At 39.6% G+C, this 22,952-nt stretch carries 22 protein-coding genes, 1 tRNA gene and 1 other RNA gene; 22 read left to right on the top strand and 2 right to left on the bottom strand.

Going from position 1 to position 22,952, the window contains the following annotated elements; all coding sequences use genetic code 11:
• The first annotated feature begins 4 nt into the window (after positions 1-4).
• From AC3E9F_RS03455 to AC3E9F_RS03465, 3 genes are all read left to right on the top strand, one after another.
• Positions 5-78, top strand: a tRNA-Asn gene (locus AC3E9F_RS03455).
• A gap of 189 nt (positions 79-267) precedes the next feature.
• Positions 268-504 (top strand): sigma(X)-activator ComW, encoded by a 237-nt coding sequence (comW, locus tag AC3E9F_RS03460; RefSeq protein WP_251937815.1) that lies wholly within the window; start codon positions 268-270, stop codon positions 502-504.
• A gap of 240 nt (positions 505-744) precedes the next feature.
• Positions 745-2,031 (top strand): adenylosuccinate synthase, encoded by a 1,287-nt coding sequence (locus tag AC3E9F_RS03465; protein WP_195184411.1) that lies wholly within the window; start codon positions 745-747, stop codon positions 2,029-2,031.
• Between the two features lie 478 nt (positions 2,032-2,509).
• Here AC3E9F_RS03465 and AC3E9F_RS03470 read toward each other — a convergent pair whose 3' ends face one another.
• Positions 2,510-3,049, bottom strand: a complete 540-nt coding sequence (locus tag AC3E9F_RS03470; protein WP_263394211.1) for a hypothetical protein — start codon at positions 3,047-3,049, stop codon at positions 2,510-2,512.
• 301 nt (positions 3,050-3,350) lie between these two features.
• Between AC3E9F_RS03470 and tadA the strand changes: the two genes are divergently transcribed.
• The 11 genes from tadA (at position 3,351) to AC3E9F_RS03525 (ending at position 10,538) form a co-directional block, all read left to right on the top strand.
• Entirely contained in the window at positions 3,351-3,818 is a 468-nt protein-coding gene (gene tadA / locus AC3E9F_RS03475; RefSeq protein ID WP_263394212.1) for a tRNA adenosine(34) deaminase TadA, read from the top strand.
• A gap of 32 nt (positions 3,819-3,850) precedes the next feature.
• Positions 3,851-3,949: signal recognition particle sRNA small type (gene ffs / locus AC3E9F_RS03480), an RNA gene on the top strand.
• A gap of 53 nt (positions 3,950-4,002) precedes the next feature.
• The gene (locus tag AC3E9F_RS03485; protein ID WP_195184408.1) at positions 4,003-4,446 is read left to right on the top strand and encodes a dUTP diphosphatase; all 444 of its coding nucleotides are present in this window, start codon (positions 4,003-4,005) and stop codon (positions 4,444-4,446) included.
• Between the two features lie 9 nt (positions 4,447-4,455).
• Entirely contained in the window at positions 4,456-4,911 is a 456-nt protein-coding gene (locus tag AC3E9F_RS03490; protein WP_048716617.1) for an isochorismatase family protein, read from the top strand.
• 18 nt (positions 4,912-4,929) lie between these two features.
• Entirely contained in the window at positions 4,930-5,469 is a 540-nt protein-coding gene (locus AC3E9F_RS03495; RefSeq protein WP_263394213.1) for a histidine phosphatase family protein, read from the top strand.
• A 15-nt stretch (positions 5,470-5,484) separates the two neighbouring features.
• Positions 5,485-5,976 (top strand): hypothetical protein, encoded by a 492-nt coding sequence (locus AC3E9F_RS03500; RefSeq protein ID WP_263394214.1) that lies wholly within the window; start codon positions 5,485-5,487, stop codon positions 5,974-5,976.
• A gap of 39 nt (positions 5,977-6,015) precedes the next feature.
• Entirely contained in the window at positions 6,016-7,380 is a 1,365-nt protein-coding gene (gene radA, locus AC3E9F_RS03505; RefSeq protein WP_263394549.1) for a DNA repair protein RadA, read from the top strand.
• Between the two features lie 70 nt (positions 7,381-7,450).
• Positions 7,451-8,146: a TIGR00266 family protein gene (locus tag AC3E9F_RS03510; RefSeq protein WP_263394215.1), complete on the top strand. Its 696-nt coding sequence runs from the start codon at positions 7,451-7,453 to the stop codon at positions 8,144-8,146.
• 158 nt (positions 8,147-8,304) lie between these two features.
• Positions 8,305-8,799 (top strand): beta-class carbonic anhydrase, encoded by a 495-nt coding sequence (locus tag AC3E9F_RS03515; protein ID WP_263394216.1) that lies wholly within the window; start codon positions 8,305-8,307, stop codon positions 8,797-8,799.
• A 215-nt stretch (positions 8,800-9,014) separates the two neighbouring features.
• The gene (locus tag AC3E9F_RS03520; protein ID WP_263394217.1) at positions 9,015-9,983 is read left to right on the top strand and encodes a ribose-phosphate diphosphokinase; all 969 of its coding nucleotides are present in this window, start codon (positions 9,015-9,017) and stop codon (positions 9,981-9,983) included.
• 117 nt (positions 9,984-10,100) lie between these two features.
• Positions 10,101-10,538 carry a CoA-binding protein gene (locus AC3E9F_RS03525; protein ID WP_214262546.1) on the top strand — a complete coding sequence of 146 codons (438 nt, stop codon included), beginning with the start codon at positions 10,101-10,103 and terminating at the stop codon, positions 10,536-10,538.
• A 134-nt stretch (positions 10,539-10,672) separates the two neighbouring features.
• Here the strand turns inward: AC3E9F_RS03525 and AC3E9F_RS03530 are convergent, their stop codons facing one another.
• Positions 10,673-11,683 (bottom strand): YeiH family protein, encoded by a 1,011-nt coding sequence (locus tag AC3E9F_RS03530; RefSeq protein WP_263394218.1) that lies wholly within the window; start codon positions 11,681-11,683, stop codon positions 10,673-10,675.
• A gap of 154 nt (positions 11,684-11,837) precedes the next feature.
• On the opposite strand from AC3E9F_RS03530, the gene AC3E9F_RS03535 reads away from it, so the two are divergent.
• From AC3E9F_RS03535 to AC3E9F_RS03570, 8 genes are all read left to right on the top strand, one after another.
• Positions 11,838-13,007, top strand: coding sequence for a pyridoxal phosphate-dependent aminotransferase (locus tag AC3E9F_RS03535; RefSeq protein ID WP_263394219.1), 1,170 nt, complete (start codon positions 11,838-11,840; stop codon positions 13,005-13,007).
• Complete coding sequence (gene recO / locus AC3E9F_RS03540) at positions 13,004-13,774, top strand: DNA repair protein RecO (protein WP_254727198.1); 771 nt, start codon at positions 13,004-13,006, stop codon at positions 13,772-13,774. Before AC3E9F_RS03535 ends, recO begins: the two co-directional genes overlap by 4 nt.
• On the top strand, positions 13,771-14,763 hold the full coding sequence (plsX, locus tag AC3E9F_RS03545; RefSeq protein WP_263394220.1) for a phosphate acyltransferase PlsX: 993 nt from the start codon (positions 13,771-13,773) through the stop codon (positions 14,761-14,763). Before recO ends, plsX begins: the two co-directional genes overlap by 4 nt.
• Before the next feature lies 1 nt (position 14,764).
• On the top strand, positions 14,765-15,001 hold the full coding sequence (locus AC3E9F_RS03550; protein WP_263394221.1) for an acyl carrier protein: 237 nt from the start codon (positions 14,765-14,767) through the stop codon (positions 14,999-15,001).
• A 209-nt stretch (positions 15,002-15,210) separates the two neighbouring features.
• A complete protein-coding gene (gene comA, locus AC3E9F_RS03555) occupies positions 15,211-17,364 on the top strand; it encodes a peptide cleavage/export ABC transporter ComA (protein WP_263394222.1) in 2,154 nt (717 codons plus the stop codon).
• A gap of 12 nt (positions 17,365-17,376) precedes the next feature.
• Complete coding sequence (locus AC3E9F_RS03560; protein WP_263394223.1) at positions 17,377-18,294, top strand: HlyD family efflux transporter periplasmic adaptor subunit; 918 nt, start codon at positions 17,377-17,379, stop codon at positions 18,292-18,294.
• Positions 18,295-18,455: 161 nt separating this feature from the next.
• Positions 18,456-19,163, top strand: coding sequence for a phosphoribosylaminoimidazolesuccinocarboxamide synthase (gene purC / locus AC3E9F_RS03565; protein ID WP_263394224.1), 708 nt, complete (start codon positions 18,456-18,458; stop codon positions 19,161-19,163).
• 55 nt (positions 19,164-19,218) lie between these two features.
• The gene (locus AC3E9F_RS03570) at positions 19,219-22,944 is read left to right on the top strand and encodes a phosphoribosylformylglycinamidine synthase (protein WP_263394225.1); all 3,726 of its coding nucleotides are present in this window, start codon (positions 19,219-19,221) and stop codon (positions 22,942-22,944) included.
• Positions 22,945-22,952: the final 8 nt, after the last annotated feature.

Genomic DNA, 22,952 nt, shown 5'->3' on the forward strand with positions numbered 1-22,952 from the left:
GTTATCCGCCATAGCTCAGTTGGTAGTAGCGCATGACTGTTAATCATGATGTCGTAGGTTCGAGTCCTACTGGCGGAGTATTTAAACGTTCTAAGGAACGTTTTTTTTATTTTATAATTTTTTTAGAACTTTTATTTTTGTATCTATCAATGCCTATTTTGTTTATTTTATGTTAGTTTAGCTTTTGATTCTAACTTTATAGGATTTATTTTCATTTTAGTGACCTTTTCTGATAAACTTTTTTTATCAATAAGAAAGGTTTTTTATATGCTTCAAAAATACTACAATCGTTCTTTAGTTTTTCTAAAACAAGTCGAAGAAGAATATTCATTTTTTCTACAAAGTAATGATGAATGGGAATTACTTCATCTAAAATTTTTATTATATTACTTAATTCGTTTTAGGATAAAGAGTGAGAATGATTTTATTCTCTGTCACTTTAGAGCTGCATATCGTCTTTATCTCAATTATTTGCTTGGTCAGAATTTGAATTATTCATTTTAAATAAGTTTTCTTTCATTTTTTACGAACAATAATAATAAATTATTTAATTTTATATAGAATAAGCTAAATAATTGTTATTTTTCAATTTAAAAATAAAAGAAATCCCTAATCTTTTCTAGTGTTTATCCTTGATTAAATAGTATTTTTTTCTTATAATAAATTGTAAGATATAATTGTGGGTGAGATTCCCACCATGTATATGAGAAAGGACGAGCCCTTAGGCTCAGACGAAAATTTATTATGACTTCAGTTGTTGTTGTAGGTACCCAATGGGGTGATGAAGGTAAAGGAAAAATTACTGATTTTCTTTCAGCTAATGCGGAAGTGATTGCTCGTTACCAAGGTGGTGACAATGCGGGCCACACTATTGTTATTGATGGGAAAAAGTTCAAATTGCATTTAATTCCATCTGGAATTTTCTTCCCTGAAAAGATTTCCGTAATTGGTAATGGAATGGTAGTTAATCCGAAATCTCTTGTAAAAGAATTATCCTATCTTCACGAGGAAGGCGTTACAACAGATAATCTACGTATTTCTGATCGTGCACATGTTATTTTGCCTTACCACATCGAGTTAGATCGCTTGCAAGAAGAAGCTAAGGGCGATAATAAGATTGGGACTACAATTAAAGGGATTGGCCCTGCTTATATGGATAAGGCGGCTCGTGTCGGTATCCGTATTGCAGACCTTTTAGATAAAGAGATTTTCCGTGAGCGTTTAGAACGTAATCTTGCTGAAAAGAATCGTCAATTTGTAAAATTGTATGATAGCGAACCTATTTCAATTGATGATATTTTTGAAGAATACTATGAGTATGGTCAACAAATCAAGCAATATGTAACAGATACTTCTGTTATCTTGAATGATGCACTTGATAATGGCAAACGTGTTCTCTTTGAAGGTGCACAAGGGGTCATGTTAGATATTGACCAAGGAACTTATCCGTTTGTTACTTCATCAAACCCTGTGGCTGGTGGTGTGACAATTGGTTCTGGAGTAGGTCCAAGCAAGATTGACAAGGTTGTAGGTGTATGTAAAGCTTACACAAGTCGTGTTGGTGATGGCCCTTTCCCAACTGAGCTATTTGATGAAGTTGGTGATCGTATTCGTGAAGTGGGCCATGAGTATGGAACAACCACTGGTCGTCCGCGTCGTGTAGGTTGGTTTGACTCAGTTGTTATGCGCCATAGCCGCCGTGTTTCTGGTATTACAAATCTCTCTTTGAACTCTATCGATGTTTTGAGTGGCTTGGATACAGTAAAAATCTGTGTAGCTTATGATCTTGATGGTCAACGTATTGATTACTACCCAGCTAGTCTCGAACAATTGAAACGTTGCAAGCCAATCTATGAAGAATTGCCAGGTTGGCATGAAGATATTACTGGAGTACGTACTTTGGAAGATCTTCCTGAGAATGCACGTAACTATGTACGTCGTGTTAGCGAATTGGTGGGTGTGCGTATTTCAACATTCTCAGTAGGTCCTGGTCGTGAACAGACAAATATTTTAGAAAGTGTTTGGTCATAGGAGATTTTTTAAGATTTGTTTAAGACAGGTCGGATATACTATAGACAGTTACAAGAAGACCTCCTAACTTGTTGTAACAAATTTCCTAAACTTTTCTTTTTCATAATAATCTCCCTATAAAGTCACCGCATTCGGTGGCTTTTTTGTCAGCTTTTAAGTCATATTTAGGTGGCTTCTTTACTTTTAAGACAAAGAAAAAAACAGTGGGACAGAAATCTTTAGACCAACTCTCGATTTGGTACACCCAGATCTGTGAGGTTTCAACATTTGGGTAAATTGGTTAAAGTTGTGAATTGAGAAAAGAAGTTTTGGTAAAAAAACTTTTTGAATTCTCAAATACCAACAAATCGTTCAATTTGCCATCACATCAAAGGCGCATAACTAAGAAAAAATGAGGTTGGAATTTCTGATTCCAGCCTCTTCAGTGAACTATTTTCTTGAGAATTTGTAAGTTAGACAAACTTGAATTTTTTCTGAATCAGCTTAGTTGATTATCTGATTTATCACTTTGAAATTGCTTCATTTCGTGCATAAAAGCATCTGCTTTTAGTTTGTCTGTGATGATACTGACTCTGACTAGCTTATTTAGTTTTTTTTCATGTCCTTCTAAAAAAATAGGATTTCTAATTTTTATGTTTAACTTTACGCAATTAAAAGGACGCTTTTTAATGGTTATTTGTTCGATATCTTGAAGTCCAAATTGATAATGTAATAGGCTGTGGCCTCTACTGCTATAGGTATAATACTGAACAATATTGTTTTTATAAATTTCTAATTTTACTCCATTTATGAAGAGATAATACCCCATAAACCATATAAGGAGGGGAGCATAAATCAGCGCTACTGCCATAACAATTTTGTCTGCAAAATCAGTATTGTAAGTCATCAGACGCTTTAGAATCCAGAGAATCATAACAGATATAGATATCATGGATGGTCCCCCTACTCTATTAAATGTATCTTTATATGGAAACATCAAGGTAAGTTTTGGTTCATCCTGTAAAAATTCTAATTGCATTAGTTACCCTTTCATCTTGTTTATTATTTAAATCTCAGGATAATCATCTCTTGGAGACTTATAGTTAAAAATCTTCCGACAGATCTGGACATTCTGTATCACTTGTATCCATTACTCTCAGTTCATGATTCCTAGTGTTTCTCTAAATTTTGCTACCATTATACTCTTTTTATAACATTATTTCTACAAACCAGAGATTGAATACTATCTAAAGTTGGTTTCTGCAAATATTATAGAGCTCTTTTTTTGTCTAGGAAAACATGCTATAATGATAGAATTGATAGCTAGGAAGAGAGAAGAGATGAATTACACGCTTGAAGAAAAAGAAGTTTTTATGAGAGAGGCCTTAAAGGAGGCGAAGATTGCTTTAGAGCACGATGAAATCCCAATTGGTTGTGTAATTGTAAAGGATGGAGAAATCATTGGTCGGGGGCACAATGCACGTGAGGAGTTGCAACGTGCGGTCATGCATGCAGAAATTATGGCTATAGAGGATGCTAATCTGAGCGAAGAGAGTTGGCGCTTGCTTGATTGTACGCTTTTTGTGACCATTGAGCCTTGTGTTATGTGTAGTGGAGCAATTGGTCTCGCACGGATTCCAAACGTGGTCTACGGGGCTAAAAACCAGAAATTTGGCGCCGCTGGGAGCTTGTACGATATTTTGACAGATGAGAGGCTCAATCACCGTGTGGACGTTGAAACAGGTGTTTTAGAGAATGAGTGCGCAGAGATTATGCAAGACTTTTTCCGAAATCGACGTAAAAAATAATTTCTCTTTAAAAATAGAGGGGAATGTGGTATAATAACTAGTGGAGCAACAGTTCTGCGTGAAGCGGGTCAGGGGAGGAATCCAGCAGCCCTAAGCGAGTGTGAATTGTGTGCTCTTTTTTCGTGCTTTTTTCGAATAAATAAGATAAAATAACCTAGAATAAAAGATTAAAAAGAGGAATAATATGAAAATTCGTGGTTTTGAATTAGTTTCTAGTTTTACAGATGAAACTTTGTTACCTAAACGTGAGACAGCGCATGCAGCTGGCTACGACTTAAAGGTTGCGGTGCGTACGGTGATTGCTCCAGGAGAGATTGTTCTTGTCCCAACTGGTGTCAAGGCCTATATGCAGCCGACTGAAGTGCTCTATCTTTATGACCGTTCCTCTAACCCTCGCAAAAAAGGCCTAGTTTTAATCAACTCTGTGGGGGTTATTGATGGAGACTACTATGGCAATCCAGGAAATGAAGGCCATATCTTTGCTCAGATGAAAAACATTACCGACCAGGAAGTCGTCCTTGAAGTTGGCGAACGTATAGTTCAGGCTGTCTTTGCACCATTTTTAATCGCAGATGGAGATGAGGCAGACGGAGTTCGTACTGGTGGGTTTGGATCAACAGGGAAATAGAGGAATAAAATGGCAGACTATTTATTAGTTGTAGACATGCAGTCAGATTATGTTGCTGTAGGAAAAGCATATCATGAAGAACTGACTGCAGCTGTAAATGACAAAATTGCTACCTATCCTAGCGACCGAGTTATCTATATTCTCAATCGTTTTTTCTGGGAGAGAAAAGATAGAAAGAAGAAATTTGCGACCGGCTTGCTGGTTGTATCTTCTCGTATTTTTGAGAAGCGTCGGGCTTCTTGCTTTACTAATCCAGATTTAAAAGATTTTTTAGAGGGAAACGGTGCTAAAAGCATAGAGTTTATAGGGGTAGATGGCAATGGATGTGTCAAGGCTTCCATTTTGGCAGCTGTTAAGGAGAATTATCAGGTTTCTGTCGATTTGTCTGCTGTCGGAGTTGCCAACCAGAAGAAATTCTCTAAAACACTGAAGCAGTGGCAAGATTGCGGAATCAAGATTGGATAGTTTTACGGGGATCTTAATATGAAGATTATCTTTGTCCGTCATGGGGAGCCAGATTATAGTATGCTTGATAAACTTGAAAATCCGCAACTCTATAGTGGTTTTGGTCGTGATTTAGCACCATTGACAGGAAAAGGTCGCAGTCTGGCAAAAGAAGTTGCTAAAACTGCATGTTTTGGAAAGGCAGAGATTATTATTTCATCGTCTGTGACGAGGGCTTTAGAAACAGCACATTATATAGCAGTTGAAACAGGATTGGACTTATTTGTAGAGCCGTTTTTTCATGAGTGGCGTCCAGACTTAGATGGCACTAACTCTGATTTAACTAGTGTATTGGTAGCTCATGAATATTATCTAAAACATCAAGGAGGTTTATCTGAAGATTCTCCTTATCGCTATGAAACTGATCTAGAGATGCGTCATCGTTTTTTAAGAGCTTTGGAAAAATATAAAAATTATAAAACTATTATCATTGTAACTCACGGAATGCTCATGCGCCAATTTGTACCAGACGAGAAGATTGATTTTTGCCAAGTGATTGAGTGTGAGATAGAGATATAGAAAGAAGCGCAATGAATGAGCTATAAGGATTTTCAAGCTTTTACCGCAGAGAATTGTCAAGGGTATAAGAAGGTGTATGAGATCAGTATTGGAGGATTTCTTTACCTAGCATTTCTCCCTGATGCCTATCATAAAATTCTTTGCATTTCTTCAGACTACATGTCAATCATTGACAGCGAAAATAGGCAAGTAACACCGATAGACGGAGATTACGATGAGGTAGAGTTAGTAGTCATGTGTGAGGGATATGATTCACCTATCCCTATCGCTGGTCAATACGGTGGAAATCTCCCTCTGGATAATGGCAAAGACATCAGAGTGACAATGGATAAAGACCAATCTGAAGAGTATCCCATTTTAACTATTTATTGGGGGAAAGATGAGGAAGCTAAAAGTCAAATTTATAAAGGTTATTTACCCTATATTTTTGGATTTAGTCCTGATGGTCGGTATTATGTCCATGCGGATGATGGTGGCCTTACTGTTCTGAAACAAGATAGTTGCTGACGTGAAAAGAATAAGAGATTTTATAATGAGAGGATTAGAATTATAGCTAAGAAAAAAGCGACATTTGTGTGTCAAAATTGTGAATATAATTCACCAAAGTATTTAGGACGCTGTCCAAACTGTGGAGCTTGGTCTTCTTTTGTGGAGGAAGTTGAGGTTGCAGAGGTCAAGAATGCGCGTGTGTCCTTGACAGGTGAGAAAACTAAGCCTATGAAATTGGCTGAAGTAACTTCTATTAATGTCAATCGAACCAAGACTGAGATGGAGGAATTCAACCGTGTACTCGGTGGGGGTGTGGTACCAGGGAGTCTCGTCCTAATTGGTGGAGATCCAGGTATTGGAAAATCAACCCTTCTCTTACAAGTATCAACCCAGTTGTCTCAAGTAGGAACAGTTCTCTATGTCAGTGGGGAGGAGTCTGCTCAACAGATCAAACTCCGTGCAGAGCGCTTGGGGGATATTGATAGTGAGTTTTATCTCTATGCTGAGACCAATATGCAGAGCGTGCGGGCAGAAGTAGAGAGAATTCAGCCAGATTTTCTCATCATCGACTCCATCCAAACCATTATGTCTCCTGAGATTTCTGGAGTTCAAGGATCGGTTTCTCAAGTACGGGAAGTAACTGCAGAGCTCATGCAGCTGGCTAAGACTAATAATATCGCTATTTTTATCGTCGGCCATGTAACCAAGGAAGGAACCTTGGCTGGTCCGCGTATGTTGGAGCATATGGTGGATACCGTGCTTTACTTTGAAGGGGAGCGTCATCATACCTTCCGTATCTTGAGAGCTGTCAAAAACCGTTTTGGCTCAACCAATGAGATTGGAATCTTTGAGATGCAGTCAGGTGGCTTGGTTGAGGTTCTCAATCCAAGTGAGGTATTTCTGGAAGAACGTTTGGATGGAGCAACTGGTTCGTCAATCGTTGTGACCATGGAAGGGACACGTCCAATTCTTGCTGAAGTGCAGGCCTTGGTGACGCCGACCATGTTTGGGAATGCTAAGCGTACGACGACAGGCCTTGACTTCAATCGTGCTAGCTTGATTATGGCTGTTTTGGAGAAGCGGGCCGGTCTCTTGCTTCAAAATCAGGATGCCTATCTTAAATCAGCTGGCGGTGTCAAATTAGATGAACCTGCTATTGACCTGGCTGTTGCAGTTGCTATTGCTTCAAGTTACAAGGACAAACCAACTAATCCTCAAGAATGTTTTGTGGGAGAATTGGGCTTAACGGGAGAAATCCGACGGGTCAATCGTATCGAGAAACGCATCAATGAAGCTGCCAAACTTGGATTTACAAAAATTTATGTACCCAAAAATTCTTTGACAGGTATTAAGCCACCTAAGGAAATTCAGGTGATTGGGGTGACGACTATTCAGGAAGTCTTGAAAAAAGTATTCTCCTAATAGTTATGGTCAGTTTTAGATGACTAATTATTTTGTTGCTAACATTTATTAAAACAAGGAGGAATTTCTGATGAAATTTTCTATGGATAGTCAAATGCAATTTCCTTTGGTGGAGTTGTCACTCAATCAAGGAGAAACAGTCTTTATTCAGCGTGGTAGCATGGTCTACCACACACCCAATGTAAGCCTCAATACTCAGCTCAATGCTAGCGGTTCTGGTTTAGGACGTTTTGTCAAAGCCGTGGGACGATCCATGGTTTCTGGCGAAAGCACCTTCATTACTCAAGCTGTTGCAGAGTCTGACAACGGCAACCTTGCTCTAGCACCAGATACTCCTGGCCAAGTGATTGCTCTTGAGCTAGGGGAAAAGCAGTACAGATTGAATGATGGGGCCTTTCTAGCTCTTGATGGTACGGCTTTCTATACAATGGAACGTCAATCTATTGGAAAAGCTCTGTTCGGAGGGCAAGGCGGGCTTTTTGTGATGACTACCCAAGGTCAGGGAACTCTTTTGGCTAATGCTTTTGGTTCTATTAAGAAAATTGAGCTTCAAAACCAAGAAATAACGATTGACAATGCCCATGTGGTGGCTTGGAGCCAGTCTTTGGACTATAATATCCACTTAGAAAATGGCTTCTGGCAGTCTATCGGTACAGGCGAAGGAGTGGTTAACACCTTCCGAGGTACTGGTGAAGTCTATGTACAAAGTCTCAATCTTCAGAGCTTTGCAGGCTCCCTCAACAAATATATTCAAAAAGGTTCATAACTATAAAGACTAGGACAGAAACTCAAGCTAGATGCTGGATGTCTCTGTCCTAGTTTTTTTATGAAAGCTGAAAACTGACAAGGCAAAGAAAAGATGGTAAGATAGGAGATAAATAATTTGGTGTTCAAATTATCTGGTAGACTAGAAAGTGAGTTGACATGTCCTATTTTGAAAATTTTTTAAAAGCCAATCAAGCTTATGTAGAACTACATGGAGATTTGCACTTATCCATTAAACCCAAGACCAAGGTTGCAATCGTAACTTGTATGGACTCGCGTTTACACGTTGCACCAGCTCTAGGGTTAGCCCTTGGAGATGCCCATATTTTACGGAATGCGGGTGGTCGAGTAACAGATGATATGATTCGCTCGCTTGTGATTTCCCAGCAACAAATGGGAACAAGAGAAATTGTGGTGCTCCATCATACAGACTGTGGCGCTCAAACCTTCAAGAACGAGGATTTCCAAGAACATTTGAAATGTGAATTGGGAGTTGATGTATCTGGGCAGGATTTTTTACCGTTTCAAGACATCGATGAGAGTGTCCGAGAGGATATGAAGTTGTTGCGAGAATGTCCATTAATTCCAGATGATGTCATAATTTCAGGAGCTGTTTATGATGTAGATACAGGTAGTATGAGAGAGATATACTAACTTTCTATTGAAAAGCTTCTAGAGTAGCATGAAGTAGGATGATAAGATAGATAAATTTTTGCTTTAATATCACTAATATAAAATAGCATAAGATAAGGGTATAAATGTCTACTCTTGTCTTATTTTTTATTGAAAAATCAAGAAAAAAGCGCTACAATGGTAGATGGAAAATATTGTGAAAAAACATAAGTGATACATAAATACTGGAGGAAATCATGTCTTTTTCTGATTTAAAGCTGTTTGCCCTTTCTTCAAATAGAGAATTGGCAGAGCGTGTGGCGCAAGAAATTGGGATAGAATTGGGAAAATCGACTGTTCGTCAATTTTCAGATGGAGAAATTCAAGTTAACATCGAAGAATCTATCCGTGGGAAACATGTCTTTATCTTACAATCAACTAGCTCACCTGTAAATGACAATCTACTAGAGATTTTGATTATGGTTGATGCTTTGAAACGTGCTAGTGCAGAATCTGTCAACGTTGTGATGCCTTACTATGGTTATGCACGTCAGGATAGAAAAGCTAGAGCGCGTGAACCAATCACTGCAAAACTCGTTGCAAATATGCTTGAAGTAGCTGGAGTAGATCGTTTGTTGACAATTGACTTGCACGCTGCACAGATTCAGGGATTCTTTGATATTCCTGTTGATCACTTGATGGGTGCTCCTCTGATTGCAGATTACTTTGAGCGTCGTGGCATGGTTGGATCTGACTATGTGGTAGTAAGTCCGGACCACGGTGGTGTGACGCGTGCTCGTAAGCTAGCTGAATTTTTGAAAACACCGATTGCTATCATTGATAAACGTCGAAGTGTAGACAAGATGAATACTAGTGAAGTGATGAATATCATTGGTAAAGTAGAGGGCAAAACTTGTATCTTGATTGATGATATGATTGATACAGCTGGAACTATCTGTCATGCTGCCGATGCTTTGGCTGAAGCTGGAGCTGTGGAAGTTTATGCTAGCTGTACTCACCCAGTATTATCAGGACCAGCTTTGGAGAACATCCAAAAATCTGCTATCAAAAAGTTGGTGGTTTTAGATACTATTTACCTTCCGGAAGAACGTTTGATTGATAAGATTGAACAGATTTCTATTGCTCACCTCCTTGGTGATGCTATTGTACGTATCCACGAAAAACGCCCACTTTCTCCATTATTTAGTATCGAGAAAAAAATCTAATCTTTCACTTGAATAAATGAATTTCCTAGCCGGTATTCTCCTGCTAGGAAATTTTTTGTAGCCAAAGACTGCAAGCCTTTTCAAAATGTGCTATACTGATGAAAAAGGAGGGTTTCTATGACTCAAGAATTTATCAATCCAAGTGATGGTGTGGTCCGTCAGTATCTAGCAACTAGTAAAACCTTAGCCGTAGTGGGCTTGTCTGACCGCGAGGAAACAACTAGTAATCGAGTGACCAAGGAAATGCAGGCTCGTGGTTATAAAATTATTCCAGTTAATCCCAAGGCTGCAGGTGGTCAAATCTTAGGAGAAAAGGCTTATGCTAGTCTAGCTGAAATTCCTTTCCCTGTAGATATCGTCAATGTATATCGTCGCAGTGAATTTTTACCTGATGTAGCACGAGACTTTCTCAAGGCGGATGCCAAGATTTTCTGGGCACAACTAGGACTTGAAAGTTTGGAAGCAGAAGAAATCTTGCGTGCTGGAGGATGCGATGACATCGTGATGAACCGTTGTATTAAGAGAGAACATACACGTTTAATTCTTGAACAGTAAAAAGGTAGCTGATGGGCTACCTTTTGTGTTGTACTCAATGAAAATCAAAGAGCAAACTAGGAAACTAGCCGCAGGCTGTACTTGAGTACGGCAAGACGACGTTGACGTGGTTTGAATTTGATTTTCGAAGAGTATTAGAAAATGCCGAGGAGTGTTTGCATACCAAGACTAGTTAGGATGATAGCAATCCAACAAAGGGCTCCAAGAAGAATGGATTTTCCACTGGATTTGATCATGGCGATGAGGTTGGTTTTGAGACCGATAGCGCTCATGGCCATGATGATGAGGAATTTGGAGAGTTGTTTGAGAGGAGAAAAGAAGCTATTGCTGACACCAAAAGAAGTAAGGACGGTGGTTAGCAGAGAAGCTAGGATAAAGTAGAGGATGAAAACGGGGAAGATTTTTTTAAGCTTCACTCCTTGGTTGTTACCTTGTTGACGGCTTTGCCAGTAGGAGAGGAAGAGAGTAATAGGGATAATAGCTAGGGTGCGTGTCAGTTTAACAATAGTGGCAGACTCAAGAGTGTTGGTATGGTAAAGACTATCCCAGGCACTAGCAGTAGCTGTCACAGAGGAAGTATCGTTGACCGCAGTACCCGCAAAGAGAGCAAAACCTTCGTTAGAAAGATGGAGCCAAGAACCTAGAGTTGGGAAGATAAGAGCTGCCAAGACATTGAAGAAGAAGATAACAGAGATAGCTTGGGCCACTTCTTTTTCCTTGGCGTGAATAACAGGAGCAGTCGCTGCAATGGCAGAACCGCCACAGATAGAAGATCCAACTCCAATCAAGGTAGCTAGCTTTGTATCTAGGTCAAAAAAGCGCTGGAAGAGATAGGCAACAATCAAGGCTATAGAAATAGTAGATAGGATGACAGGAAGTGAGGATTTTCCTACTGCGAAAACTTGAGAGATATTGAGTCCAAACCCAAGCAAGATAACAGCATACTGAAGCAGTTTTTTTGAGCTATAAGTTAAACCGGCATCCAGTTGTTTATAGGGAGTGAGAAAGGGGTGGAGAATCATTCCGATAAAAATGGCGAAAACAGGTGCTCCCACAACAGGCAGAAAGCCTCCTAAAACCCAAGAGATGATTGAGATGATCAGACAGGCTAACAGTCCTGCCCAATTTTTTGATAGAAATGACATAAAAACCTCCGAAAATAAGCACTTCTTATTATAATCTTGTCTGTCAGAAAAGTAAAATAGAAAGTGGGAATAAGGTTGCAAATAAACGGAATTTTGCGGTCAGAGAGCTTTTGTAGTATAATAGATATATGTTCTTTGATCAAGGAGGATATATATGGACTTAACCAAACGATTTAATAAACAATTAGATAAGATACAAGTTTCCTTGATTCGTCAATTTGACCAGGCTATTTCAGAGATTCCTGGTGTCCTGCGATTGACCTTGGGAGAACCAGATTTTACAACGCCAGATCATGTCAAGGAAGCTGCAAAGCGAGCCATTGACCAAGATCAATCCTACTATACAGGGATGAGTGGTTTGTTGACATTGCGTCAGGCGGCGAGTGAATTTGTAAAAGAGAAATATCAGCTAGACTACAATCCAGAGAATGAAATCTTGGTCACAATTGGTGCGACAGAGGCTCTATCAGCCACTCTGACAGCTATTTTGGAGGAAGGAGACAAGGTTCTCTTGCCAGCTCCTGCCTATCCTGGCTATGAGCCAATAGTTAATCTAGTTGGTGCAGAGATTGTCGAGATTGATACGACTGAAAATGGTTTTGTCTTGACTCCTGAGATGTTGGAAAAGGCAATTTTGGAGCAGGGTGACAAGCTTAAGGCCGTCATTCTCAACTATCCAGCTAATCCAACTGGTATCACTTATAGTCGCGAGCAATTAGAAGCCTTGGCAGACGTTCTACGTAAGTATGAGATTTTCGTAGTCTGCGATGAGGTCTACTCAGAATTGACCTATACAGGGGAAAATCATGTCTCTTTGGGAACGATGCTGAGAGATCAAGCCATTATCATTAACGGCCTTTCTAAATCCCATGCCATGACAGGATGGCGTTTAGGTTTTATCTTTGCACCAGCAAACTTCACAGCTCAACTCATCAAGAGTCACCAGTACTTGGTTACTGCTGCAAATACCATGACGCAACATGCTGCAGTAGAAGCTTTGACAGCTGGTAAAGACGATGCAGAACCTATGAAGAAAGAGTATATTCAACGTCGGGACTACATTATCGAGAAGATGACGGACCTTGGTTTTGAGATTATCAAACCAGATGGAGCCTTTTACATTTTTGCTAAGATTCCTGCAGGTTACAATCAAGATTCTTTTGCTTTCCTAAAAGATTTTGCTCATAAGAAGGCTGTTGCCTTTATCCCAGGTGCTGCCTTTGGTCAGTACGGAGAAGGGTATGTTCGCCTATCTTATGCAGCTAGCATGGAAACGATTAAAGAAGCTATGAAACGTCTTGAGGAGTACATGAAAGAAGCATGATTCAGTCTATTACGAGTCAAGGCCTGGTGCTCTACAATCGTAACTTTCGTGAGGATGATAAGCTGGTCAAAATCTTTACAGAGCAAGCTGGGAAACGGATGTTTTTTGTGAAACATGCTAGCAAATCTAAACTTGCTCCAGTCATTCAACCCTTGGTGCTGGCTCGTTTTCTCTTAAAGGTTAACGATGATGGACTCAGCTATATCGAGGATTACCATGAGGTAAAGACTTTTCCGAAAATCAATAGCGACCTCTTTGTTATGGCATATGCAACCTATGTTGCAGCCTTGGCAGATGCTAGTTTGCAGGATAATCAGCAGGACGCACCCTTGTTTGCTTTTTTGCAAAAGACTTTGGAGTTGATGGAAGAGGGCTTAGACTATCAGGTTTTGACCAATATTTTTGAAATTCAAATTTTGACACGTTTTGGAATCAGCCTCAACTTTAATGAGTGTACCTTTTGTCATCGTGTGGGGCAGGCCTTTGATTTTTCATTCAAGTATGGTGCCTGCCTTTGCCCAGATCATTACCACGAAGATGAAAAACGATGCCATTTGAATCCGAATATTCCTTATCTGCTCAATCAATTTCAAGCCATTGATTTTGAGACCTTGGAGACTATCTCGCTCAAGTCTGAAATTAAGCAGGATTTGCGTAAGTTTATAGATCAAATCTACGAGGAATATGTCGGTATTCACCTAAAATCAAAGAAATTTATTGATTCCCTAGCCGACTGGGGACAATTACTAAAAGAGGAAGACAAATGAAAAAAATCGCAGTAGACGCAATGGGTGGCGATTATGCACCACAAGCTATTGTAGAGGGTGTCAATCAAGCCCTTGCTGACTTTTTAGATATTGAGATTCAACTTTACGGAGACGAAAGTAAAATCAAGCAATATCTAACAGCTACAGACCGCGTCAGCATTATCCATACAGATGAGAAAATTGACTCTGATGACGAGCCTACAAAAGCCATCCGCAAGAAGAAAAATGCCAGCATGGTATTGGCAGCTAAGGCTGTCAAGGATGGAGAAGCAGACGCTGTTCTCTCTGCTGGGAACACAGGAGCCTTGTTAGCGGCAGGATTTTTCATCGTTGGTCGTATCAAAAATATCGACCGACCTGGGCTTATGTCAACATTGCCAACGATTGATGGTAAGGGTTTTGATATGCTGGATCTCGGAGCTAATGCCGAAAATACAGCTCATCACCTCCATCAATACGCAATTCTAGGTTCATTCTATGCCAAGAATGTTCGTGGTATTGCAAATCCCCGTATTGGCCTTCTGAACAACGGTACAGAAAGCAGTAAGGGAGATCCACTACGCAAGGAAGCCTATGACTTATTAGCGGCTGACGAGAGTTTGAATTTTGTCGGGAATGTGGAAGCACGTGACTTGATGGATGGTGTTGCAGATGTAGTCGTAACCGATGGTTTCACGGGAAACGCTGTTCTCAAAGCTATTGAAGGTACTGCTATGGGGATCATGGGATTACTTAAGAATGCCATTGTAGGTGGCGGACTTAGAGCCAAGCTCGGCGCATTCCTTCTCAAGGATAATCTCAGAGGTTTGAAAAAACAGCTCAACTATTCAGATGTTGGTGGTGCCGTCTTGTTTGGCGTTAAGGCGCCTGTTGTTAAGACTCATGGTTCAAGTGACGCTAAGGCTGTATACAGTACGCTTCGTCAGATTCGTACCATGCTTGAGACAGATGTAGTTGCACAAACTGCGCGTGAATTTTCAGGAGAATAATATGACAGATAAAGAAATTTTTGACCGTGTTGTTACGATTATCCAAGAACGTCAAGGAGAAGACTTTGTTGTAACCGAAAACTTGAGTTTGAAGGATGATTTGAATGCTGACTCTGTGGATTTGATGGAATTTATCTTAACAATCGAAGACGAATTTGGAATCGAAATTAGTGATGAAGAAATCGACAACCTCAATAGCGTCGCAGATGTATTAGAAATTATCAAAAATAGAATATAAAAAAAGCAACATGCAGAGCATGTTGTTTTTTTGTCGTGTGGAATATTTATTTTAACGAATTATAAAATCCAAATGCTTGCTTAAACTTTTAAAAGTGCTATTTGGGTGTAGATACTGTTTTTTTAGAAAGAGTTATCAATTTCTTATTTTGTTTGGCTAAAATAGTCTTACAGAACTTTTAATTAGGTTGTTAAGAAAAGGATAAGAATATGAAATTCAGAAAAAAACACTATCGCTCACAGATGGATCAGAAGGACTGTGGAGTGGCTTCATTGGCCATGGTGTTTGGCTGTTTTGGAAGCCATTATTCATTAGCACGTCTGCGTGAATTAGCCAAAACGACTATAAATGGGACGACAGCTTTGGGTCTGGTGAAGGCTGCGGAAACATTAGGTTTTGAGCCACAAGCAATTCAAGCAGACATGACTTTGTTTGATTCTCCAAATTTAATCTTTCCTTTTGTGGTTCACGTGCTTAAGGACAAAGAATTCTTTCATTATTATGTAGTGACAGGGATGGATCAGCAGAACATTCATATAGCTGATCCAGATCCAGAGGTTAGATTGACCAAACTATCGCGTGAAAGATTTGAAGAAGAATGGACAGGGACAACTATCTTTGTGGCTCCCTCCCCAAATTATCAGCCACATAAGGACAAGAATCAGAGTTTGACTTCTTTTCTACCTATTTTGATAAATCAGAAAGGTTTGATCACCAATATCATATTAGCGACCGTTCTAGTAACCTTTATTAACATCGTTGGTTCATACTATCTACAATCTATTATTGATACTTATGTACCGAATCAGACGTCTTCGACCCTAAGTATTATTTCTATATGCCTTGTTATCGTTTATGCTCTTCAACAGATTTTGTCTTTTGCTCAAGATTACCTTTTAATTATCCTTGGGCAACGTCTATCGATTGATGTTATTTTATCTTATATCAAACATATTTTTAATCTACCTATGTCCTTTTTTGCAACACGTCGGACGGGGGAGATCGTGTCACGATTTACAGATGCTAATAGTATCATAGATGCCTTGACTTCAACCATTATTTCAATTTTTTTGGATATATCTATGATGTTGATGATTTCCATAATTTTGTTTTTGCAAAATAGTAATCTCTTTTTCATGAGCTTATTGGGGCTTCCTATTTATGCTGTAATTATTATTGCTTTTATGAAACCTTTTGAAAAGATGAACCGGGATACCATGGAAGCAAATGCAACCCTATCATCTTCTATTATAGAGGATATTAATGGTATTGAAACGATTAAATCCTTAGCTAGCGAAAAAACACGCTACCAAAAGCTTGATAGGGAATTTGTGGACTATCTGAAAAGGTCCTTTACTTATAGCAGAGCAGAAAGTCAGCAAAAAGCTCTTAAAAAATTTGCTCAACTGCTGCTAAATGTCTGCGTATTATGGATGGGTGCTAATTTCGTTATGGATGGAAAGATGAGTTTAGGCCAGTTTATTACATATAATACGCTTCTTTATTATTTCACCAATCCTTTAGAAAACATTATCAACCTTCAGAGTAAGCTCCAAACAGCTCAAGTTGCGAATAGTCGTCTCAACGAGGTGTATCGGGTCAACTCTGAGTTTGAAGGACAGAAAATGGTAGAGGATTTGAGCATGGTTCAAGGAGATATGACTTTTAAGGGAATTCACTACAAGTATGATTATGGTCAAGATATCTTATCGGATATCAATTTGAACATCAAACAGGGCTCTAAAATAGCTCTTGTAGGGGTTTCAGGATCAGGGAAGTCGACCTTGGCTAAGATGATGGTTAATTTTTTCAACCCAAGTCAGGGAGAAATCAGACTGGGGGATATGAATTTAAATCAGATTGATAAAAAGTCTCTGCGCCAACATATCAACTATTTACCTCAGCAACCTTATGTATTTAATGGAACAATATTAGAAAATCTTCTCCTTGGAGCCAAGGAGGGTACGACTCAGGAGGATATACTACGTGCAGTTGAGCTAGCAGAAATTCGTGAAGATATTGAGCGTATGCCCTTGAATTACCAGACAGAATTGACTTCTGATGGAGCCGGGATTTCTGGTGGTCAACGCCAGAGGATTGCTTTGGCGCGTGCTCTCTTGACAGATGCCCCTATCTTGATTTTGGATGAGGCGACGAGCAGTCTAGATATCTTAACAGAGAAACGGATAGTGGACAATCTCATGAATCTAGATAAGACCTTGGTTTTCATTGCTCATCGCTTGACTATTGCTGAACGGGTGGAGAAAGTTGTTGTTTTGGATCGAGGTAAGATTGTAGAAGAGGGCAATCATGCTGACTTGCTTGCTCGAAATAGTTTTTATGCTCATTTAGTTAACTGTTAGAAAGGAGAAAGAATGTACCTTGAATTTTTAGAAAGTGCGGAATTTTATAATCGACGTTATCATAATTTTTCCAGTCGAGTGATTTTTCCTATGTCACTTTTGGTAGTGTTTATGTTTGGATTTGCAATGTTTGCAGAAAAGGAAATTAGTTTATCTTCGAAAGCTACAGTTGAACCTAGTCGTATCATTGCTAATATCCAGTCAACTAGTAATAGGCGGATGGTAGTTAATTATCTGGAAGAGAACAAGCAAGTGCAACGAGGAGATTTACTTGTTCAGTATCAGGAGGTTGGAGATGTGATTCAGTATGAAGCCAATGTTAATCAGTTGGAGAGTTTTAGACATCATCAAAGTAAAACAAGTAACCTTAAGAACAGTACTGCACAGCCAAATATAGGTCTCTTTTCTCAGAATTCTTCGACTGTACAAGAGCAGATAGCTGTAGAGCAAGATGATTTAGAAAGAGAAATAGGCAAAAAAAATCAAACTAGCTTACTTGAAAAAGGAACAATAAGAGCCCAGGAAGACGGAGTTCTTTATCTCAATCCTGAAAGGAATCAATCTGCGGTCGTCACAGAAGGAACATTACTGGCTAAATTATATCCACTATTAGATAGAGAAGGGAAAACAAAATTGACGGCCTATCTTAGTTCAAAAGATATTGTGGGAATCAAGATTGGAGATTCTGTACGCTTTACCACGACTAATGGCGCTAATGGTCAAGTGAGACTTGTTTCTACTATCACTAGTATTGATACAATTGCAACCAAAACTGACCAAGGAAATTTCTTTAAAATAGAAGCGGAAACAAAAATAACTCGAGAACAAGCTGAAAATCTTAGGTATGGTTTAGAAGGCCACTTACAAATAATCATAGGCAAGAAAAGTTATTTACGCTATTATTTGGATGATTTTTTGAATTGGGAATAATGATCACTTTTTCTTAAATAATATTTAAAAACTGTAATCTTAAAACGATTTACAGTTTTTATAAAACTCAGAAGGGAATGCGTTTACGTTCGTAAAACATTTGATTTATGCTTATTTTTGTGTTAGAATGAGGCAAAGTAATACGAAAGGCGAATAATAAAATGTCCAGCAAACTTATTTATACGGGAAAAGCTAAAGATATCTATACTACAGAAGACGAACATGTGATTAGGTCCGTTTATAAGGACCAAGCTACCATGCTTAATGGTGCTCGTAAAGAGACCATCGAAGGCAAAGGTGTGCTCAATAATCAGATTTCGTCTCTTATTTTTGAAAAATTGAATGCTGCGGGTGTGGCTACTCACTTTATCGAACGTATCTCTGATACAGAACAATTGAACAAGAAGGTTTCAATCATTCCTTTGGAGGTTGTGCTTCGTAACGTGACTGCGGGTTCTTTCTCAAAACGTTTCGGTGTTGAAGAAGGTTTGGACTTGAAAACTCCAATCGTTGAATTTTACTACAAAAACGATGATTTGGATGATCCATTTATCAATGATGAGCATGTGAAGTTTTTGGATATTGCCAATGATGAACAAATCGCTTATATCAAGGAAGAAACGCGTCGTATCAATGGATTGCTGAAAGATTGGTTTGCGCAAATTGGTCTTCGTTTGATTGATTTCAAATTGGAATTCGGTTTTGATAAGGATGGCAAAATCATCTTGGCAGACGAATTCTCTCCAGATAACTGCCGCCTTTGGGATGCTGAAGGGCACCACATGGACAAGGATGTTTTTCGTAGAGATTTGGGCAGTCTAACGGATGTTTATAAGGTCGTGTTAGAGAAGTTGCAGGGATTGAAGTAAAGTTTTACTTGGTCGTCACTACAATCTTTAAGTAGAAATAGATAAAGGAACTAAAATGGATAAACGTATTTTCGTTGAGAAAAAAGCTGATTTTCGTGTCAAATCTGACTCTTTAGTAAAAGAATTACAACATAATCTTCAGTTGAAAACTTTGAATGATCTTCGGATTGTTCAGGTTTATGATGTTTTTGGTTTGGCAGAGGATTTGTTTGCGCGTGCGGAAAAACATATTTTTTCTGAGCAGGTGACCGATACTGTTTTGGATGAAGCTGAGGTTAAGGCTGACCTTGAGAAGTATGCTTTCTTTGCTATCGAAAGTTTGCCTGGTCAATTTGATCAACGTGCGGCGTCTTCACAAGAAGCTTTGCTTTTGTTGGGTAGTTCAAATGATGTAACAGTGAACACAGCACAACTTTACTTGGTCAATAAGGATATTGATGCGAATGAATTGGAAGCTGTTAAAAACTATCTCTTGAACCCAGTGGATTCTCGTTTCAAAGACATCACTGTTGGTATTGCGAAACAGGATTTCTCTGAGTCTGACAAGACCATTCCAAATTTGGATTTCTTTGAAACATATACAGCAGAAGATTTTGCACAGTATAAGGCTGAGCAAGGATTGGCAATGGAAGTGGATGACCTTCTCTTCATTCAAGATTACTTCAAATCCATTGGACGTGTACCGACTGAGACTGAGTTGAAGGTTTTGGATACTTACTGGTCTGACCACTGCCGTCACACAACTTTCGAAACTGAGTTGAAAACCATCGACTTCTCAGCTTCTAAATTTGAAAAACAATTGCAAGCGACTTATGACAAGTATATTGCCATGCGTGATGAGTTGGGACGTACAGAAAAACCTCAAACCTTGATGGATATGGCGACTATTTTTGGCCGTTATGAGCGTGCTAATGGTCGTTTGGATGACATGGAAGTGTCTGATGAAATCAATGCCTGCTCAGTTGAAATTGAAGTGGATGTCAATGGTGTCAAAGAACCATGGCTTCTTATGTTCAAGAATGAAACACACAACCACCCAACGGAGATTGAACCATTTGGTGGAGCGGCTACTTGTATCGGTGGTGCCATTCGTGACCCATTGTCAGGTCGTTCATACGTTTACCAAGCCATGCGTATCTCAGGTGCTGGTGATATCACGGCTCCAATTTCAGAAACTCGCGCTGGTAAATTGCCACAACAAGTGATTTCTAAAACAGCAGCTCATGGTTATTCTTCATATGGTAACCAAATTGGTCTTGCAACAACTTATGTTCGTGAATACTTCCACCCAGGTTTCGTTGCTAAGCGTATGGAGCTAGGTGCAGTTGTCGGTGCGGCTCCTAAGGAAAATGTTGTCCGTGAAAAACCTGAAGCTGGTGATGTGATTATCTTGCTCGGTGGGAAGACTGGACGTGACGGTGTCGGTGGTGCGACAGGTTCATCTAAAGTTCAAACAGTTGAGTCTGTTGAAACAGCTGGTGCTGAGGTTCAAAAAGGGAATGCCATCGAAGAACGTAAGATTCAACGTCTTTTCCGTAATGGGGAAGTGACCCGTCTGATCAAGAAATCAAATGACTTTGGTGCCGGTGGTGTCTGTGTGGCGATCGGTGAATTGGCAGATGGTCTTGAAATTGATCTAGACAAAGTGCCATTGAAATACCAAGGTTTAAACGGTACAGAAATTGCTATCTCAGAATCTCAAGAACGGATGGCTGTAGTGGTTCGTCCAGAAGATGTAGATGCTTTCGTTGCTGAATGTAACAAAGAAAATATTGATGCAGTTGTCGTAGCGACAGTGACTGAAAAACCAAATCTTGTCATGCACTGGAATGGTGAAACCATCGTTGATTTGGAACGTCGTTTCCTTGATACAAACGGTGTACGTGTGGTTGTAGATGCTAAGGTGGTTGACAAGGATGTCAAGCTTCCAGAAGAACGTCAAACATCTGCTGAAACCCTTGAAGCGGATACTCTTGAAGTCTTGGCTGACCTCAACCATGCAAGTCAAAAAGGTTTACAAACCATCTTTGATAGTTCAGTTGGTCGTTCAACAGTCAATCACCCACTCGGTGGTCGCTACCAAATCACACCAACGGAAGCTTCTGTACAGAAATTGCCAGTCCAACATGGCGTGACAACAACTGCTTCTGTTATGGCGCAAGGATTCAACCCTTATGTAGCAGAATGGTCTCCATATCATGGCGCTGCTTATGCAGTCATCGAAGCAACAGCTCGTTTGGTTGCTGCTGGTGCAAACTGGTCTAAGGCTCGTTTCTCTTATCAAGAATATTTCGAGCGTATGGATAAACAAGCAGAGCGTTTTGGTCAACCAGTAGCTGCTCTCCTTGGATCAATCGAAGCTCAGATTCAACTTGCTTTGCCATCTATCGGTGGTAAGGACTCTATGTCTGGTACCTTTGAAGAATTGACAGTACCACCAACCTTGGTTGCTTTTGGGGTAACAACTGCAGATAGCCGTAAGGTTCTTTCTCCAGAATTCAAAGCTACTGGTGAAAATATTTACTACATTCCTGGTCAAGCTTTGGCACAAGAAATTGACTTCGATCTCATCAAGTCTAACTTTGCTAAGTTTGAAGCCATCCAAGCTGATCATAAAGTCACATCTGCATCAGCTGTCAAATATGGAGGTGTCCTTGAAGCACTTGCACTTGCAAGTTTTGGTAACCATATTGGTGCCACTGTAGCCCTTGAAAATCTTGAGACTGCTTTGACAGCTCAATTGGGTGGATTTATCTTCACATCTCCGGAAGAGATTGCAGGTGTTGCCAAGATTGGACAAACAGCAGCTGACTTTACACTTACTGTCAACGATGTAACGCTTGATGGACACAAACTTGACAGTGCCTTCCAAGGTAAATTGGAAGAAGTTTACCCAACGGAATTTGCACAAGCAACTGAGTTGGAAGAAGTGCCTGCTGTAACATCAGATGCAGTTATCAAAGCTAAAGAAACAGTTGAGACACCAGTGGTTTACATCCCAGTATTCCCAGGTACTAACTCTGAGTACGATTCAGCTAAAGCCTTTGAAAAAGAAGGTGCAAAAGTCAACTTGGTACCATTTGTAACACTTAATGAAGAGGCTATTGTCAAGTCTGTTGACACTATGGTTGACAATATCGAAAAAGCTAACATTATCTTCTTTGCAGGTGGTTTCTCAGCAGCGGATGAACCAGATGGATCAGCTAAATTCATCGTCAACATCTTGCTCAATGAAAAAGTACGTGCAGCTATTGATAGCTTCATCGAAGGTGGTGGTTTGATTATCGGTATCTGTAACGGATTCCAAGCCCTTGTTAAATCAGGTCTTCTTCCATACGGTAACTTTGAAGATGCAAGTAGCACCAGTCCAACCCTCTTCTACAATGATGCTAACCAACACGTGGCCAAGATGGTTGAGACACGTATTGCCAACACCAACTCACCATGGCTTGCCGGAGTAGAAGTTGGTGACATCCATGCCATCCCAGTATCGCACGGTGAAGGGAAGTTTGTCGTGACAGCTGAGGAATTTGCAGAGCTTCGTGACAATGGTCAAATCTTTACCCAATATGTTGACTTTGATGGTAAACCAAGCATGGATTCTAAATACAATCCAAATGGTTCTGTTAATGCGATCGAAGGTATTACCAGCAAGAACGGTCAAATTATTGGTAAGATGGGTCACTCAGAACGTTTCGAAGACGGTCTCTTCCAAAATATTCCAGGCAATAAAGATCAACATCTCTTTGCATCAGCGGTTAAATACTTTACTGGAGAATAAAAGGTATA

The sequence above is a fragment of the Streptococcus sp. SCPM-O-B-15277 (M60) genome, from assembly GCF_058200335.1.